Annotated in this window: 12 protein-coding genes; 11 read left to right on the forward strand and 1 reads right to left on the reverse strand. The window is 61.9% G+C overall.

Annotated features, from left to right (window positions below; translation table 11 throughout):
* Positions 1–14: 14 nt before the first annotated feature.
* Together J3P76_RS14045 and J3P76_RS14050 are read left to right on the forward strand one after the other, a co-directional pair.
* Entirely contained in the window at positions 15–992 is a 978-nt protein-coding gene (locus J3P76_RS14045; RefSeq protein WP_434611143.1) for a 2-hydroxyacid dehydrogenase, read from the forward strand.
* A gap of 679 nt (positions 993–1,671) precedes the next feature.
* Positions 1,672–3,387 (forward strand): ATP-binding cassette domain-containing protein, encoded by a 1,716-nt coding sequence (locus tag J3P76_RS14050; RefSeq protein WP_434611141.1) that lies wholly within the window; start codon positions 1,672–1,674, stop codon positions 3,385–3,387.
* Positions 3,388–3,631: 244 nt separating this feature from the next.
* Here J3P76_RS14050 and J3P76_RS14055 read toward each other — a convergent pair whose 3' ends face one another.
* The gene (locus tag J3P76_RS14055) at positions 3,632–4,000 is read right to left on the reverse strand and encodes a DUF6124 family protein (RefSeq protein WP_420766530.1); all 369 of its coding nucleotides are present in this window, start codon (positions 3,998–4,000) and stop codon (positions 3,632–3,634) included.
* A gap of 583 nt (positions 4,001–4,583) precedes the next feature.
* Here J3P76_RS14055 and J3P76_RS14060 point away from each other — a divergent pair.
* The 9 genes from J3P76_RS14060 (at position 4,584) to J3P76_RS14100 (ending at position 17,075) form a co-directional block, all read left to right on the forward strand.
* On the forward strand, positions 4,584–5,543 hold the full coding sequence (locus J3P76_RS14060) for an AAA family ATPase (protein ID WP_434611138.1): 960 nt from the start codon (positions 4,584–4,586) through the stop codon (positions 5,541–5,543).
* Positions 5,544–5,552: 9 nt separating this feature from the next.
* A complete protein-coding gene (locus J3P76_RS14065; RefSeq protein ID WP_420766532.1) occupies positions 5,553–6,497 on the forward strand; it encodes a DUF58 domain-containing protein in 945 nt (314 codons plus the stop codon).
* Positions 6,494–6,988 (forward strand): DUF4381 domain-containing protein, encoded by a 495-nt coding sequence (locus J3P76_RS14070; RefSeq protein ID WP_420766533.1) that lies wholly within the window; start codon positions 6,494–6,496, stop codon positions 6,986–6,988. The genes J3P76_RS14065 and J3P76_RS14070 overlap by 4 nt, the downstream gene beginning before the upstream one ends.
* Complete coding sequence (locus tag J3P76_RS14075) at positions 6,981–8,060, forward strand: vWA domain-containing protein (protein WP_434611134.1); 1,080 nt, start codon at positions 6,981–6,983, stop codon at positions 8,058–8,060. The genes J3P76_RS14070 and J3P76_RS14075 overlap by 8 nt, the downstream gene beginning before the upstream one ends.
* Positions 8,057–9,790 carry a tetratricopeptide repeat protein gene (locus tag J3P76_RS14080; protein WP_434611132.1) on the forward strand — a complete coding sequence of 578 codons (1,734 nt, stop codon included), beginning with the start codon at positions 8,057–8,059 and terminating at the stop codon, positions 9,788–9,790. Before J3P76_RS14075 ends, J3P76_RS14080 begins: the two co-directional genes overlap by 4 nt.
* Positions 9,787–11,424, forward strand: a complete 1,638-nt coding sequence (locus J3P76_RS14085; protein WP_420766536.1) for a BatD family protein — start codon at positions 9,787–9,789, stop codon at positions 11,422–11,424. The genes J3P76_RS14080 and J3P76_RS14085 overlap by 4 nt, the downstream gene beginning before the upstream one ends.
* 169 nt (positions 11,425–11,593) lie before the next feature.
* A complete protein-coding gene (locus J3P76_RS14090) occupies positions 11,594–12,838 on the forward strand; it encodes an exonuclease SbcCD subunit D C-terminal domain-containing protein (RefSeq protein ID WP_434611130.1) in 1,245 nt (414 codons plus the stop codon).
* Positions 12,835–16,476 (forward strand): AAA family ATPase, encoded by a 3,642-nt coding sequence (locus J3P76_RS14095; RefSeq protein ID WP_434611127.1) that lies wholly within the window; start codon positions 12,835–12,837, stop codon positions 16,474–16,476. Before J3P76_RS14090 ends, J3P76_RS14095 begins: the two co-directional genes overlap by 4 nt.
* On the forward strand, positions 16,473–17,075 hold the full coding sequence (locus J3P76_RS14100) for a glutathione S-transferase (RefSeq protein ID WP_434611124.1): 603 nt from the start codon (positions 16,473–16,475) through the stop codon (positions 17,073–17,075). The genes J3P76_RS14095 and J3P76_RS14100 overlap by 4 nt, the downstream gene beginning before the upstream one ends.
* Positions 17,076–17,077: the final 2 nt, after the last annotated feature.

Consider the following 17,077-nt stretch of genomic DNA (forward strand, 5'->3'; position numbering starts at 1 on the left):
AATCGGGAACCCCCATGAAAAAGCACGTGGTGTTGTACAAGAAACTTTCAGCGCAACTGATGGATCGCTTGCAGGCGCATGCCCAGGTCACCCTCATCGAAAACCTCGATGCCCAGGGCCTGGCGCAACTGCGCGACGCCCTGCCCAGCGCCCATGCCCTGCTGGGCGCGAGCCTCAGGCTCGATCCGTCGCTGCTGGACCTGGCCCCCAACCTTGAGGCGATCGCCAGCGTTTCGGTGGGCGTCGACAATTACGATATCGATTACCTGACCGAACGCCGGATCCTGCTCACCAACACGCCGGATGTGTTGACCGAAACCACCGCCGACACCGGCTTCGCCTTGATTCTGGCAACCGCCCGACGCGTGGTGGAGCTGGCCAACCTCGTCCGCGCAGGCGGTTGGCAACAGAGCATCGGGCCCCGACATTTCGGCAGCGACGTCCATGGCAAGACCCTGGGCATCGTCGGCATGGGCCGCATCGGCGAAGCCCTGGCCCAGCGCGGGCACTTTGGCTTCGGCATGCCGGTGCTCTATCACAGTCACTCGCCCAAGCCTGCGGTGGAGCAGCGTTTCAATGCGCGCTATTGCGATCTGGATACGCTGCTGCAACAGGCCGACTTCATATGCCTGACCTTGCCGTTGACCGCTGAAACCGAAGACCTGATCGATGCACGGGCGTTTGCGCAGATGCGCCCTGACAGCATCTTCATCAACATCTCCCGAGGCAAAGTCGTCGACGAAGCGGCAATGATCGACGCCTTGCGCAACGGGCAGATCCGTGGCGCCGGGCTGGACGTTTTCGAGCGCGAGCCCCTGGACCCGGAATCGCCGCTGTTGCAGATGGACAACGTAGTGGCGACGCCGCACATGGGCTCCGCCACCCACGAGACCCGGGAAGCGATGGCGCGTTGTGCCGTGGAGAACCTGCTGGCGGCGCTGGCGGGTGAAAGGCCAGCGAACCTGGTCAATCCGGGGGCGTGGAAGCGCTGACATTGCCGCCTTCAAAATGTGCCATCGCAAGCAAGATCGCGATGGCACCTGTATTCATTTAGATGTGCACGCAACACAACCTTTCCGGGCACGCCCGCCTTAGAGCGCCGCTGCCGAATTATCCTTTTTGATCCTTCCTTAAATAATATAAACATACCAAACGGCGAAAACAGTAGAGAGAAACCACACTTCCAGCAAAGTAGCTACATTCCTACATCTCCCTCCTACTCAACGGCAAGAACAAACCTACGTCAGCCTCGGAAGTCACGCAATAGCCTTCACATCACCCCAATGCTATTAATTAATCACTTGCGAACTAACGCAAGTTGGGCGCTCGCATCGCGACGCCCATTAATTACATTGGAGTAATCGATATGGGTAGGAAACGCTCTAAAATAAATCATACCTTTTTCGGCCTGTCGCAGGCATTAGGCCTTTCTAAAGATCTGCTCGCAACGGAAGCCGATTTTTTCGCGTCACTGACTGCAAAAAAACTATCCATTAAACGAACGAAATACTCGACCGAACGGTAGCCCGCTTCTCAGGCAACAGCATCGTCACCCAGATCTATATCCCAGGACTTGAGCGCTTCAACATCATTAGAAACGGTCGCTTGGTGGTGCCTCGGTACGTGTTACGCGGTTGAGTTATCGAACGCAAAGCAACCAGGAGCGAGTAGATGCACAGCATCCGAGCAATGATAAAAACCGCCTATAAAAAACACGCCAAACTTCTAGCAATAACCGTAATTACAATTATCGCACTCAAGCTCATCACACTTGCCCCCCCGCTGTTACTCGGGACCATTATCGATACCCTGCAAGACAACAGCAATCCAGCATCGAGCACTCTACGTGCAATGACGACAGGCCTGATTGTCGCGGGATGTATTCATGCCATCATCACGCCTCTGCAGCTCCATGCGCTGTCCAAGCTGGTGCAGGGCATTATCATGAACGCTTCCATTGCATGGATCACCGAACTCATAGGTAAAGAATTTTCGTTATTCAACTCTTGGAGAATCGGTCATTTCATCAAATCGGTCGAGCGCGGAATTACTGCGCACGAACAACTACTCACTTTCATTGTAACCATTGCGCTCCCCGTACTCCTGGAGTTTATAGTTGTTGGGGGAGCTTTTGTTTTCATAGGGGGTGGTGATATTTTTTTGAGCATGACGGCATCCGGAGTTATCTATCTGGCTACCACCCACCAAATTATCAAATGGCGAAGAAAGCACATCGATGCAGTCGATGAACAGGAAGATGAGTTAAGTGCACACCTCTACAACACCCTCAACGCGGGGAAAAACATAAAGCTGGAAGGTGCCATACCTACTGCCCTGCACCCGTTGAACGCGGCGTTCAGACGTTATGCCAGCGCTGCTGTGACTACCGCATCCTCTGGCGGCCTGCTGAGCACCGCCAAGATATTGTTCGTAAGCCTCTCCACTGGGGGATTGCTCTACTGGGGCGTCTTGGACCAGCTTTCGGGTCAGCCCAGTATCAGTGTCGGGCAGTTGGTTGCCATTTTTTCAATCGCGGGGAGTTATCTGCTCAGTATTTCAACCTTGACTGACGGGTATCGTGTTCTTGATCAGTTCCTTGCAGACCAGGGTCAATTTCAGGGTCTGCTATCACTCCCGGACTTCGATCGCAGCAATCGGCTGGCCTTGGTTGATTCCCAGCGCTCCTCAGTTCTGGAACTCGGCCCCTGCGAAGTGACGGGAACGGGACCGCTTCGCCTGTCGATCAAGCGCTCCCTGGCATTTGCTCAAGGGCAGTCAGTGGCCGTTACGGGCCCTAGCGGCGCAGGCAAAACCACTTTTCTGGAAGTCCTCGCCGGGCTTGATGCATCAAAGCGAGACCTACTGAGCATCGACTTGGTACCGGTCTCACTTTTGACCGGCCAAGCCCACTTGGACGCCTTGAGATACTGCCCCCAACAACCGCGATTTCTGGAGGGTTCTTTTGAACAATCGGTTCTGTTCGGAGGCAGCGCATCGCCGATGTTGTCTAGAGCCATACGGCAATTGGAACTGGATGAGATTGTGACAACACGGCAGGTCAGCGAAAGTGCATCGAATATCTCCGGAGGCGAAGCTAAACGCCTATCACTGCTGCGCCTTATCAACAAACCCGGAAAATTCAATATGTTCGACGAGCCAAGCGCATCCATCGAACCCAGGCTGACCACGCCTCTATGGGACCTGTTATTCGACGTTTTTGCCGGGCAAGGGTTGATATGTGTCACCCATGACATTGACCACCTGCATCGATTTGACCGGGTCATTGTGATGCATGACGGGGCAATCGTGGAGGATGGTCGCTGGCTGGATCTTATCGACAGGCCAGCAATCAAGCTGCTGGTGGATGAGATTCGGATGCAGAACTAGCGAAATATGGTGCTGGATCTGCTGCCGTCATCGTCGGATCGCCGCCGGAGCAGGCTCGCTCCCAAGGTTTTGCCGTTTGCCCAAATTTAAGGAATGACACAAGTCCCTTGTGGCGAAGGAGCTTGCTCCCGTTCGGCTGCGCAGCAGTCGCAGGCCCGGCGGGCGCGGTGTGTATGGGGAACCGCGCCGGCTCGGTTTGGGGCTGCTGCGCAGCCCAGCGGGAGCAAGCTCCCTCGCCACGGGGTTATGTCGGCTGACGGGTTTCGATGTTGTCCAGTGCACGGTTCGCCAGCAGGCTGCCCAGTTCGATCAGTTGCTGAATGCCCAGGAGGAAATGCCGGCGTGAACCGTCCAGGTCGAAAGCCAAGTCATTGGCCATGGCATTGGCCGAAGCCAGGGTTTCGCTGAGGTAGGCAAGCAAGCTTTCGGTGTCGATGTCCTTGTTGACGGTAAAGAGTTGGCCGGGGGCAGGTTCTGCTCCGGGTTTGGCCGGTTTGCGTTTTAGGTAATGGTCGAGGACTCGGTCGGTGACTTCGTCGTGTTTTTGGGACTTGGTTTTTGGGCGCGGTGAGGACGAATCGGTGTTCGGTGGGTTGGGCGTTACTTTGAACATAGATGAAACTCCAGATTAGAAAATTGGAGCCATCTCTCTCGCTACCAAACGAAGGGAGGTGGCCATACGAAGGTTGGTAGACCGGTTATCTGGCAACCCGGCGCGTCCAAGGACGCCCTGCGCATGACCACCATAAAACAGAGGACGAAAAGCCCCCTATATCAGGCTGCACCTGCGCCAGAAAACCGGGCTACCAAACCCGATCGCTGATTCCTCAACGACCCGGAAACGATAGAACCTGCCTTCCAAGCGCACAAGCCGGCGGATTCTGGCGCAGTCGTAGGCAATGGCGCAAGACAACGTAGCCTGTTCCAGAGCACTCCTACGTCCGGATAAACACCCCTTCATTTTGAGAGTGCGTTGCACTCAAGCGGGAGCAAGCTTCCTCGCCACGGGGTAAGTGCGCCTGTCCGGGTGGGATTCTTGGCAAGCAAACCCACCCCCCAATGTTTCCAAGCCGATCACAATTCACACGGCCGATCAAAATCCCGTTAGTCGCCACCCCCCGCCATGCATTAAAGTAACGCCCCCAGCCCCGGCGTTATCCGAACGCCTGGGCCACCCTTTCCAGGAACAGTCATCGATGGAACATCGTGAAGCGCTGCTGGCGCTGCGAACCTTTCTTTCTACGCAGATTCTCGGCCAGGACAAACTCATCGAGCGCCTGCTCATCGCCTTGCTCGCCGATGGGCATATGCTGGTGGAAGGCGCGCCAGGGCTGGCGAAGACCAAGGCGATCAAGGAGCTGGCCGAGGGGATCGAAGCGCAGTTCCATCGCATACAGTTCACCCCCGACCTGTTGCCGGCCGACATCACGGGCACTGAGATCTATCGTCCCGAAACCGGCAGTTTCGTGTTCCAGCAAGGGCCGATCTTTCACAACCTGGTGCTGGCGGATGAAATTAACCGGGCCCCAGCCAAGGTCCAGTCCGCCTTGCTCGAAGCGATGGCCGAGCGGCAAGTCAGCGTCGGGCGCAGCACCTATGAACTGTCGCCGCTGTTCCTGGTAATGGCGACACAGAACCCGATCGAGCAGGAAGGCACCTACCCCCTGCCCGAAGCCCAACTCGACCGATTCCTGATGCACGTCAAGATGGGTTTCCCCGACGCTGCGGTGGAACGCCGCATCCTGCAACAGGCCCGAGGCGAGGCACTGAACGGCGAGACCAAGCCGGAGCGGCGCGTCAGCCAGCAGGCGATCTTTTCGGCGCGCAAGGAAATCCTCGGGTTGTACATGGCCGATGCCGTGGAGGAATACCTGGTGCAACTGATCATGGCCACCCGCAACCCGGCCAAGTTCGATCCGGAAATGGCCGAGTGGATCGCCTACGGCGCCAGCCCACGGGGCTCGATTGCCCTGGATCGCTGCGCCCGCGCCCACGCCTGGCTGGCCGGGCGCGACTTCGTCAGCCCGGAGGACATCCAGGCCGTGCTGTTCGACGTGCTGCGCCATCGCATCATCCTGTCGTTCGAGGCCGAAGCCGCCGGCATCGATCAGGACCGGGTCGTGCAGCGGATTCTCGACGTCGTCGCCGTCGCTTGAGTATCGACAATGAATAACCCACTGGCGCCCGTCCCGGGCATCCGCGTCAGCCTTTCGGAGCTGATCGAGATGCGCCATCGCGTGCGCGAAGTGCAGTTGTTCTCCACGCCTGGCCAGCGCAGCCCACTGATTGGCCTGCACCATTCCAAGCTGCGAGGGCGCGGGGTGGATTTCGATCAGGTGCGGGTCTACCAGGCCGGCGATGACGTGCGCACCATCGACTGGCGGGTCACCGCGCGGACCCAGGAACCCCACACCAAACTGTTCCACGAAGAACGCGAGCGGCCGATCTTCATCATGATCGAGCAGAGCCACCGCCTGTTCTTTGGCTCCGGGCTGATTTTCAAGTCGGTGCTGGCCGCTCGGGCCGCAAGCCTGATCGGCTGGGCCGCGCTGGGGCACAACGACCGGGTTGGCGGACTGGTGTTCGGCAACAACGCCCATTACGAAGTCAAACCACGGCGCAGCAAGCAGAGCCTGTTGCAATTGCTCAACCGTCTGGTCCGGGTCAATCAGTCCCTCCAGCCCGACGGCGAGTCGGACCGCGACTCTTTCGGCGTTGCCTTGCGCCGGGCCCGGGAGGTGCTGCGCCCCGGCAGCCTGGCGATCATTATTTGCGACGAGCGCGCCTTGTCCGACAGCGCCGAGCAGCAACTGACCCTTCTCTCGCGCCATTGCGACCTGCTGCTGTTGCCATTGTCCGACCCGCTGGATCACGCCCTCCCCGCTGCCGGATTGCTGCGTTTTGCCCAGGGCGGCGAGCAACTGGAACTCGACACGCTGAACCTGGAGTTACGCCAGACCTATCGCGCCAAGGCCGAAGCACGGCTGGAGCGCTGGGAGATGTTGGCCCAGAAGCTGCGGATCCTGATGCTCCCCTTGAGCACTCAAGGCGACATGGTCGAACAACTGCGTGAATACCTGAATCCCAAGCGCCCGGGGAAAGCCCGATGAGCAGCCTGGATCAGTTGCAGCCACTGATGGCCCCGCCTCCCATCGGATTCTGGCCGCCCGCGCCGGGCTGGTGGCTATTGCTGTTGTTACTGCCGATGCTGGGCCTGGGCTTGTGGCAGTTACGCCGATTCATCCCCATCAAACGCAGCAGCGCCCGGGCCGAACAACCGCTGGACCCGGTGCGTCTGGCCGCACTGGCCGAGCTCGCGCTGCTGCCCAAGCCCTACGACGGCGCACCGGCCGGCGCCTGGTTGCAACAACTCAACGGGCTGCTCAAGCGCTTGTGCCGCAATCACTATCCGTACAGCCAGAGCCACACACTCAATGGGCGCAAATGGCTGGCCTTCCTCGATAACCGCTGCCCGGCCGCCGGGCTGACCCGATGGATGATCCTGGTGGAGGGCGCCTACAAACCCGAATGCAAGCTCGATGACAAAGCCATCGCCGGCCTGACCCAAGCCGTCGAAATCTGGATTCGCAAACATGTTTGAATTCGCCTGGCCGTGGATCTTCGTCCTGTTGCCGCTGCCCTGGCTGATGCGCCTGGTGCTGCCGGCTGCAGACAGTGGCGAGCCGGCGCTCAAGGTCAGCTTCCTCGATGAACTCGAAGGGTTGGTGGGCCGCCGGGCCCGGGCCAATCTACCGACGTGGCGCCAGCAGGCCCCCTTCATCCTGCTTTGGCTTCTGTTGTTGATCGCGGCCGCCCGCCCGCAGTGGCTGGGCGAGCCGTTGCCGATCGCCGCGAGCGGTCGCGACCTGCTGGTGGCGGTGGATGTGTCGGGGTCGATGGACTTTCCCGACATGCAATGGAAGGACGAAGACGTCAGCCGTCTGGCGTTGGTCCAGCGCACGCTCGGCGATTTCCTCGAAAGCCGCGAAGGTGACCGGGTCGGCCTGATTCTGTTTGGCACCCAGGCGTATCTGCAAGCGCCCCTGACGTTCGATCGCCGCACCGTGCGGCGCTGGCTCGACGAAGCGCGCGTAGGCATCGCCGGCAAAAACACCGCCATTGGCGACGCCATCGGGCTGGCCCTCAAGCGCCTGCGTCAACGCCCGGCGCAGAGCCGAGTATTGATTATGGTGACCGATGGCGCCAACAACGGCGGCGAGATCGACCCGCTGACCGCCGCGCGGTTGGCTGCCGATGAAAACGTGAAAATCTATCCGATCGGCGTGGGCGCCGATCCGGAACAAAGTGGCACCGCCGGGTTCCTGGGCGTCAACCCGAGCCTGGACCTCGACGAAGCGACACTCCGAGAAATCGCCCAGGTGACCGGAGGCCAGTATTTCCGGGCCGAGGACGGCGAGCAACTGCAGGCGATCAAGACAACACTTGACCAGCTCGAACCGGTGTCCCAGCAACCGACCCAGGCCCGCCCGGCCCACGCGCTGTATCAGTGGCCGCTAGCCGTCGCACTGGTGTTGAGTATGTTGCTGGTGGCACGGGAGCGCTGGCCGGACAATCCATTGCAGCGCCTGTTCACCCAGCCGCTGTTTCAACCCGCGCACCCTTCCGAATGGCGCCAGCGGCTCAAGCGCCTGCGACTGCGGAGGCGCCGATGATCGCGCTCTGGCCGCACTGGCTGCGCCCCGGTTTCATCCTGCTGCTGCCCTTGCTGGGCTGGCTGCTCTGGCAACTGTGGCATCGGCAAAAACGCGTGGGCCGTTGGCAGATGATCCTGCCCCCGGCATTCCACGGGGTGCTGCTCAGCGGCGGCAGCGGAAGTGAAAGCAAACTGCCCTGGATTGCCCTGGGCCTGGGCTGGCTGCTGATGGTGCTGGCCTTGCTTGGCCCCAGCTGGACACGGGTCGAGCAGACCAGCCAGAAACCCGCCGATCCGCTGGTGATCATCCTCGAACTGACACCGGAAATGCTTGCCACCGACGTCCCGCCCACGCGTTTGGAACAAGCCCGTCGCAAAATACTGGACGTGCTGCACAACCGCAGCGACGCCCAGACCGCGATCATCGTCTACGCCGGCAGTGCCCACACCCTGGTGCCGCTGTCCGATGACCTGGCCACCAGCGCCAACCTGCTCGAAGCCCTGGCGCCACCAATCATGCCCCAAGGCGGCCACCGCGCCGACCTTGCCGTCAACAAGGCCATGGCCCTGCTGGACCAGGCCGGGCTCGGCCACGGGCGTATCCTGCTGATCGCTTCGTCGCTGAACGAGCAGGAACGCATGGGCATTCGCCAGGTCCTGGACGGTTCCGCCACCCGCTTGCTGATGCTGGGCATTGGCACCCGCGAAGGCGCGCCGGTGGCCCAGGACGACGGCAGTTACCTCAAGGACGCCCAGGGCGCTATCCTCGTGCCGCGCCTGGACAGTCCGAGCCTCAAGTCCTTCGTCAATGAGCTGGACGGCCGTTACCGCGCCACGCATGTGGACGACAGCGACCTGCGCGGCCTGGGCCTGATGGACGCACCGCGCCAACTGCGCAGCGATGGCCAGACATTGCGCCTGGACACTTGGGCTGACCAGGGTTATTGGCTGCTTCTGCCGCTGTTGCTACTGGCGGCGTGCGCGGGGCGGCGCGGCTGGCTTTTCTGCCTGCCGCTGCTGTTCGTCCTGCCGCAAACAGGCCATGCCTTCGAATTCCAGGATTTGTGGTTGCGTCCCGACCAGCAAGGCCAGCACCTGCTCAAGCAAAAACGCCCGGCCGAGGCCGCCGCCCGTTTCGAGGACAGGCAATGGCAAGGCGTCGCCCTCTACGAAGCCGGCGAGTACAGCGAAGCGGCTCGGCGATTCGCCGAAGGCAACGACGCCCGCTCCCACTACAATCGCGGCAATGCACTGGCCCGCAGCGGTGAGCTGGAGGCGGCGATCGATGCCTATGAGCAGGCTTTGGAGTTGCAACCGGACCTGCGTCCGGCGCAGACCAACAAAGCCCTGGTGGAAAGCCTGCTCAAAGAACAGACTGCGCCACCGGACGAGCCCGAATCTGCCGAAAACCAGGAACCGCCTCCCACGGAGCAACCGCAGGAGACCGACAGGCCCAGCCAGTCGTCCGAGCAGGGCCACCCCTCCTCCGAAGCGACAGCCACGCCGGACGACTCCGAGGCGTCCGAGGCCCCACCGCCCGGCGCCCAGGATGTGCCGGGCAGCGAGTTGCCCGACGAGCAGACCACCACCGCGCCGCTCCGCCCGGCCGCGGGTCAACGCAACGAAGAAGAACAACGCCAGGCGCTGGAACAATGGCTGCGCCAGATCCCGGACAACCCGGGTGAGCTGCTCAGGCGTAAATTCTGGTATGAACAGCAAAGCCACCAGGCCCAGGAAAAAGATCAATGACCCGCTTCACCGTCTACCTCCTCGCCTTGCTGCTCTGGACTGCCGGGATCCAGGCTGCGCAGTTGACTGCCAGCGTGGATCGCAGCCGCCTGAATTCGGGGGAGACCGTGGAACTGACGCTGGAATCCAACGACGCCACGCTGTTCGGCAAACCCGATCTGAGCCCGCTCCAGGAATTGTTCGACGTACGAGGCACCCGCCAGGTCAACCAACTGACCACCCTCGACGGCGAGAATCGCGCCACGACCCGTTGGATCGTCACACTGCTTCCCCGCCAGAGCGGCACCGTGGTGATACCGGCCCTGAAATTGGGGGAAGTGACCAGCCAGCCGATCACGTTGCAGGTGATCGAAAGCGAAACCCGCAACGCTTCCGGCACCCTCGCACCGGTGTTCATCGAAGCCAGCCTCGACCAGGCCGAAGTGTACGTGCAGGCCCAGGCGATCCTGACCTTGCGCATCTACCATTCGGTGTCGCTCTACGACGACAGCAGCCTGACACCCTTGCACATCCCCGATGCGCGCACCGAGCAACTGGGCGAATCGCGCACCTACGAGAAAGTCATCAATGACGTGCGCCACGGCGTGATCGAACTGCGTTATGGCATTTATCCGCAGCGCAGCGGCGAGCTGGCGGTCCCGGCACAGACCTTCAGCGCCACGCTGGTCGAACCCACCGCCCAGGGCGGCGCATCGCCCGTCGCCAAGCCCGGCCAACTGATGCGCGTAAGCTCCACGCAGTTGCTGCTGACCGTCAAGCCAAAACCCGCCAGCTACCCGGCCGACCTTCCCTGGCTGCCGGCCCGCAGTTTGTCCTTGAGCGAAAGCTGGAGCCCGGAACCGACCCACAGCCAGGTCGGCGACTCATTGACCCGCAGCTTGACCCTGGAAGCGGAGGGTCTGACCAGCGCCCAATTGCCGCCACTGCCTGCTACCGAAATCAACGGCCTGCGCCGTTACCCCGACCAGCCGGTGCTGAGCAGCCGCAGCAGCGAACGTGGCCTGGTGGGCAGCCGCGAAGACCGCGAGGCACTGGTGCCCAACCGCAGCGGCACTATCGAGCTGCCGCCGGTTGAAGTGGTCTGGTGGAACACGCTGGAAGATCACCTGGACCGCACCAGCCTGCCCGCGCGCACGCTGCAAGTGGCGAATAATCCAAGCTTGATGGTCGACACGCCGGCGGGCACTGCGCAGATCGTCACGACCGTCGACAGCGAGACACTTTGGTATTGGCAGTTGAGCACGCTCATTCTGGCGTGTACGACGCTGCTCGGTTTCGGCCTGTGGTGGCGCGCCCGCTGGCAACCCGCCGTCCTGCGCTCGACCCAGGCCGGGCCAAGCCCGCGCACCCTGCTCGATGACCTCAAGCGTGCCTGCCTGGCCAACGACTCGCACGCTACTCGCCAGGCATTGGACGCCTGGGCTCGGCAGCAACCGGAAACCCTGGCCGACATGGCGGCGCGCTTCGTGCCGCTGTCCGATGCCCTCGACGGCTTGAACGGCGCCCTCTACAGCGAAACCGGCCAATATTGGCAAGGCGAAGACCTGTGGCGCGCCATCCGCGCCATTCCGCCGCTCGAGGGAACGCCGGACGCGGCGGGTGATTCCAGCTTGCCACCGCTTTATCCCAAATAGCCGGGATAGCACCGCTTTCTGTGGCGAGGGGATTTATCCCCTCGCCACAATTGGCTCAGCTGTAGTGCTCGCCAAGTTGAGCCGCCCCCTCCCCCGCGTTTACCAGTAAACTCTGCATTTTTGCGCCGCCTCTCTTCCCGCGGCCATCGTCTGTTTTCTGGAGTCTGCCTTGCGTCTGTTTCACACCTCCGACTGGCACCTGGGGCAAAACCTCCACGGCCAGGATCGCGACTTCGAACACGCCTGTTTCCTTGATTGGCTGCTGCGTCAGCTGGCCAGCGAAAAACCCGACGTTCTATTGATCGCCGGCGACATTTTCGACACGGTCAACCCGCCCGTCAAAGCCCAGGAGCGTCTGTACGACTTCATCGTCAGCGCTCATGAACAAAACGCCAACCTGACCATCGTCATGATCGCGGGCAACCACGATTCCGGTTCGCGCATCGAATTGCCGGCGCCGCTGATGCGCCGCCTGCGCACCCATGCCCTGGGCCGCGTCCTGTGGCTGGACGATGGGCAGCTGGACGTCGAGCGCCTGCTGCTGCCGCTGCCCGACGCCAAGGGCAAGGTCCGGGCCTGGTGCCTGGCCCTGCCGTTCCTGCGGCCGGCCGAGGTCACGGGCGCGCAACTGGGGGACGATTATTTGCGCGGCATCGGCCAGGTCCACGAATGGCTGATTGCCGCCGCCAACGCCAAGCGCAAGAAGGGCCAGGCGCTGATTGCCGTCAGCCATGCACACATGGCCGGCGGCTCGGTATCGGAGGATTCCGAGCGCAGCCTGATTATCGGCAACGCCGAAGCCCTGCCAGCCAGCCTGTTCGGCCCAAGCATCACTTATGTCGCCCTCGGCCACTTGCACAAGCCACAAAAGGTCAACGGTGAAGAACGCATCCGCTACAGCGGATCGCCGATTCCGTTGTCGTTTTCCGAAATCGGCTACCGGCACCAGATTCTCGACATCGCCCTAAACGGCGAAACCCTGGTCAGCGTCGAACCACGGCTGATTCCCCGCGCCGTCAACTTGCAACGCCTGGGCCCGGCGCCCCTGGCCGACATCCTGGTGCAACTGAAGGACTTGCCGGACATCGACTTGCTGGCCGACATCCATCGCCAGCCCTGGCTGGAAGTCCGGGTGCGCCTCGATGAACCGCAGCCGGACCTGCGCAATCAGGTCGAAACCGCCCTGCAAGGCAAAGCCGTGCGACTGGTGCGGATCGCAGCCGAGTATGCCGGCAGCGGTGGCTCCGGCGATGCCGATGGAGGCGCGGCGCTGATTGAACTCGACCAGCTCAGCCCACAGGAACTGTTCAGCCGCGCCTGGCAGGACACCTACGGCAACCCAGTCGATGACCAGACCCTCAAGGACTTTGCCGTGCTGTTGCAGGATGTACAGATGGAGAGCGAACAGCCATGAAAATCCTCGCGATCCGTCTCAAGAACCTCGCCTCCCTGGCGGGGCCGTTCGAAATCGATTTCACCGCCGAACCCTTGGCCAGCGCCGGTCTGTTCGCCATCACCGGCCCCACGGGCGCCGGCAAGAGCACCTTGCTCGATGCCCTGTGCCTGGCGCTGTTCGGCGCGGTGCCACGGCTGAACAACACCGGTCGTGACGCCAAGGTGCCCGACGCCGACGGCGAAATCGGCACGGGCGATCCACGCACGCTGCTGCGTCGTGGGACCGGCGAGGGTTATGCCGAAGTGGATTTTCGCGGCATCGATGGTCGCCGCTACCGGGCTCGCTGGGAGGCCAATCGTGCCCGGGAAAAAGCCTCCGGCAAGCTGCAAGCCAGCCGCCAGAGCCTGCGTGACCTGGACAATGACCAACTGCTGGCCAGCCAGAAAGGCGAATACAAAGCGCAACTGGAAGCCGTCCTCGGTTTGAATTTCGAGCAGTTCACCCGTGCCGTGCTACTGGCCCAGAGCGAGTTCAGCGCCTTCCTCAAGGCTGACGACAACGACCGCAGCGAATTGCTGGAAAAGCTTACCGACACCGCGCTGTATACACGCCTCGGTCGTCGTGCCTTCGACAAAGCCAAGCAGGCCAAGGAAACCCACAAGCAATTGCAGGACCAGGCCACGGGCGTCACACCGCTATCGCCCGAAGCCCGCGCCGAGCTGGATCAGCACTTCAACGAAGCCCAGCAGCAACTCAAAACCCAACAGGCGCAGCTCAAGCAACTGGAGCAGCAACAAGCCTGGCTCAAGGACCTGCGCCATCTGCAGGACGAACAGGCCAGCGCCGCCGAGCAGTTGCAACGGGCCCAGGCCGATTGGGAGGCGCTGGCAGACGAACGCCTGAAACTGACGCGCCTGGAACAGCTGGCACCCCAGCGGCATCAGTTCATCCGTCAGGCGGAACTGGCCCGGCAGCTGGACCCGCTCGCGGCCAGGATCCAACAGCTGACGCAGCAACACGTCGAGTTGCATGAACGGCAGGCCGAACTGGAAAAAGGCCTCGGCATCGCGCAGCTGGCCGTGGCCGCCGCCCGCCAGCAGAGCACCGACAGCACGCCACTGCTGCGTCAGGCCTTCGACGAACAAAGCAGCCTTGCCCGCCTGGCCAGGGAGGCCGAGCAAGGCGCTGAACAGTTGCAGCAGGCCCAGCAGGCAAGCACCGACGGCCAGCGCACGATCGACACCTTGCTGGAACAACAGCAGCAGGTTGGCGAACGGCTTGAACGGATTGCCGGCGAACTGGAACAAAGCACAGACCTCGCAACACTGAGTGATGCATGGGGCGCCTACCGCGATCGCCTCCAGCAACTGATGCTGATCGGCAATCGACTGAACCAGGGCCAGGAAGAACTTGCGCTGCTGGAACAAACCGCCGCTCGTGCCGCCGAAGACCTCGCAACCCGCCGACAAAGTCTTGAGGTGCTCTACAAGGAGGCCGATGCCGAACCGCAAGCCGTGGCCGAACAGATCCAACTGCTTGGCAACCTGCTGCAAGACAACCGCAAGCAGTTACGTGCATTCGAAGACCTTGCTCGGTTGTGGGCCAGCCAGCAGGATTTGGACAAGCGTGTCGCCGAACTGGAACAGCGCCAGCAGCAAGCCTTGCAGCAACGCGACCGACTGGTGCGTGAAGGCAGCGAAGCCAAGGCCGAGCTGGCGGTCGCCGAACAGACGCTGACCGTGACTCGCGAGCTGCTGGAACGCCAGCGCCTGGCCCGTAGCGAAAGCGTCGAGCAACTGCGCGAACAATTGCAGGACAACCAGCCCTGCCCGGTGTGTGGCAGTGTCGAACATCCCTACCACCAACCCGAAGCGCTGCTGCAAAGCCTCGGGCGCTTCGATGAAAGCGAACAGGCCAACGCTCGCAAGGCCGTCGACCTGCTCAATGAAAAAGTCATCGAACTGCGGGCCCAGTACAGCGGGGTCATTGCTCAGCTCAAGGAATTCAAGCAGCAGCAAGAACAACTCACCGACCAACAACGGAGCGTGGCGCCAAGCCTTGAAGCTCACCCGCTGTCGGCGCAGCTGCTGGCCCAGGATTCATCCAAGCGCGCCGCCTGGCTGGCCCAGCAAACCGCACAGCTGAATCAACTCATCAGCCAGGACGAACATCGCCAGGCCGCCCTGCTTACGCTGCAACAGGACGCCGCCAAGCTGGCGCAGCAACTGCGCGATGCAGAGACAGCCAGCCAACAAGCCTCGCAGCATCTGAACAACCAGCTACAGGCACTGGCCCGGGATCGCCAGCGCCTGGACGAGGAGCTTGAGCACTTCAGCGCACTGTTGCCGGCCGACACGTTGCAGGCCCTGCGCAGCGAACCTGCCGCCTCGTTCATGCAACTCGACCAGCGGATCAGCCAGCGCCTCGCGCAACTGGAACAGCAGCGCGAAGAGCTCGCCGACCAAGTCCAGCGCCAGCAAGCCCTGGAGAAAGAACAGGATCGGCAGCAGATACGCACACAGCAACTGGAATCGGCGCAGCGCCAGTTCAGCGCGTTGAACGCGCAACGACAGGCGTGCGAGGAAAAGCTTCACCAACTGCTCGGTGAACACGCCAGCGCCGAGCAATGGCAACACCAAATCGACCTGGCCCTGGAACAGGCTCGCCATGCCGAGACGACGGCCAATCAACAATTGCAGGATCTGCGCAACAGCCTCGTGCAACTGGCTGCCGAACTCCAGGCACGCCATGAGCAGGCCCAATCCCTGGAGGCCGAACAGCAGGCGTTGGCCGCGGGTATCGCCCAGTGGCGCGCAGCTCATCCGGAACTGGACGACGCCGCGCTGGGCGCGTTGCTTGGTCTCGACGACCAACAGGTCGCTCACCTGCGGCAACGCTTGCTCAACAGCGAAAAAGCCATCGAGCAGGCCCGCGTATTGCTCACCGAACGGGAGCAGCGGCTGCAAAACCACCAGTCGCAACACAACGGCAACCTGCCGGCGGAACAATTGGCCGAAGCCCTCGCCACGCTTCACGGGCAGTTCGCGGCCAGCGAACAACGCTGCGCAGAGCTGCGTGCCGAACAGGCCGAGGACCAGCGCAGGCAGACTGCCAACCAGGCCCTGGCCCAACAAATCGAACGAGCCTACGCCGAGTACCAGCGCTGGGCACGCCTGGACGCATTGATCGGGTCGGCCACTGGCGATCGCTTCCGCAAACTGGCCCAGGCGTACAACCTCGACTTGTTGGTCCACCACGCCAACGCCCAGTTGCGACAATTGGTTCGCCGCTACCGCCTCAAGCGCGGCGGCAGCATGCTCGGCCTGCTGGTGATGGATACCGAGATGGGCGATGAATTGCGCTCGGTGCATTCGTTGTCCGGCGGCGAAACCTTCCTTGTTTCCCTTGCCCTGGCACTGGGCCTGGCCTCGATGGCGTCCAACACGTTGAGAATCGAGTCGCTGTTCATCGACGAAGGCTTCGGCAGCCTCGACCCCGAGTCGCTGCAACTGGCGATGGACGCCTTGGATGGGTTGCAGGCCCAGGGGCGCAAGGTCGCGGTCATTTCCCACGTGCAGGAAATGCACGAGCGCATCCCGGTGCAAATCCAGGTCCGGCGCCAAGGCAACGGATTGAGCACGGTGGAGGTGAAATGAGCCGCGCCACGCTGTATTCGTTCCGCCGTTGCCCCTACGCCATGCGCGCCCGCATGGCGTTGCGCTACAGCGGTATCGCGCTGGACATCGTCGAAGTGAGCCTCAAGGCCAAACCACCGGAAATGCTCGCGCTGTCGAGCAAAGGCACGGTGCCGGTCTTGCATGCCGATGGACGGGTCATCGATGAAAGCCTCGAGATCATGCACTGGGCCTTGGGCCTGCATGATCCGCAGGATTGGACATTGCTGAATGATCCCGACGGTCGTGCTCTGACGGCGACCTTGATCGAAGAAAACGACCAGGTTTTCAAGCTTCACCTCAACCGTTACAAATATCCGGAGCGCCATCCGGACCACTCGGCGCTGCATTACCGGAGCGAGGGTGAAGCGTTCCTGCGCAAGCTGGACGGATTGCTTGAAAACCGCCAGTTCCTGGCCACGGATCACCTGAGCCTGGCGGACGTGGCGCTGATGCCGTTCTTGCGCCAGTTCGCCCATGTAGATCGCGAGTGGTTTGCCCAGTCGCCCTACCCTCGGCTTCGGGAATGGTTGGAGGGTTTACTGGATTCAGAGCTGTTTGTGGCGATCATGGCCAAATAGGT

Origin of the sequence: Pseudomonas sp. D1-36 (assembly GCF_051132205.1) — a bacterium.
In the GTDB taxonomy this organism is placed as follows: domain Bacteria; phylum Pseudomonadota; class Gammaproteobacteria; order Pseudomonadales; family Pseudomonadaceae; genus Aquipseudomonas.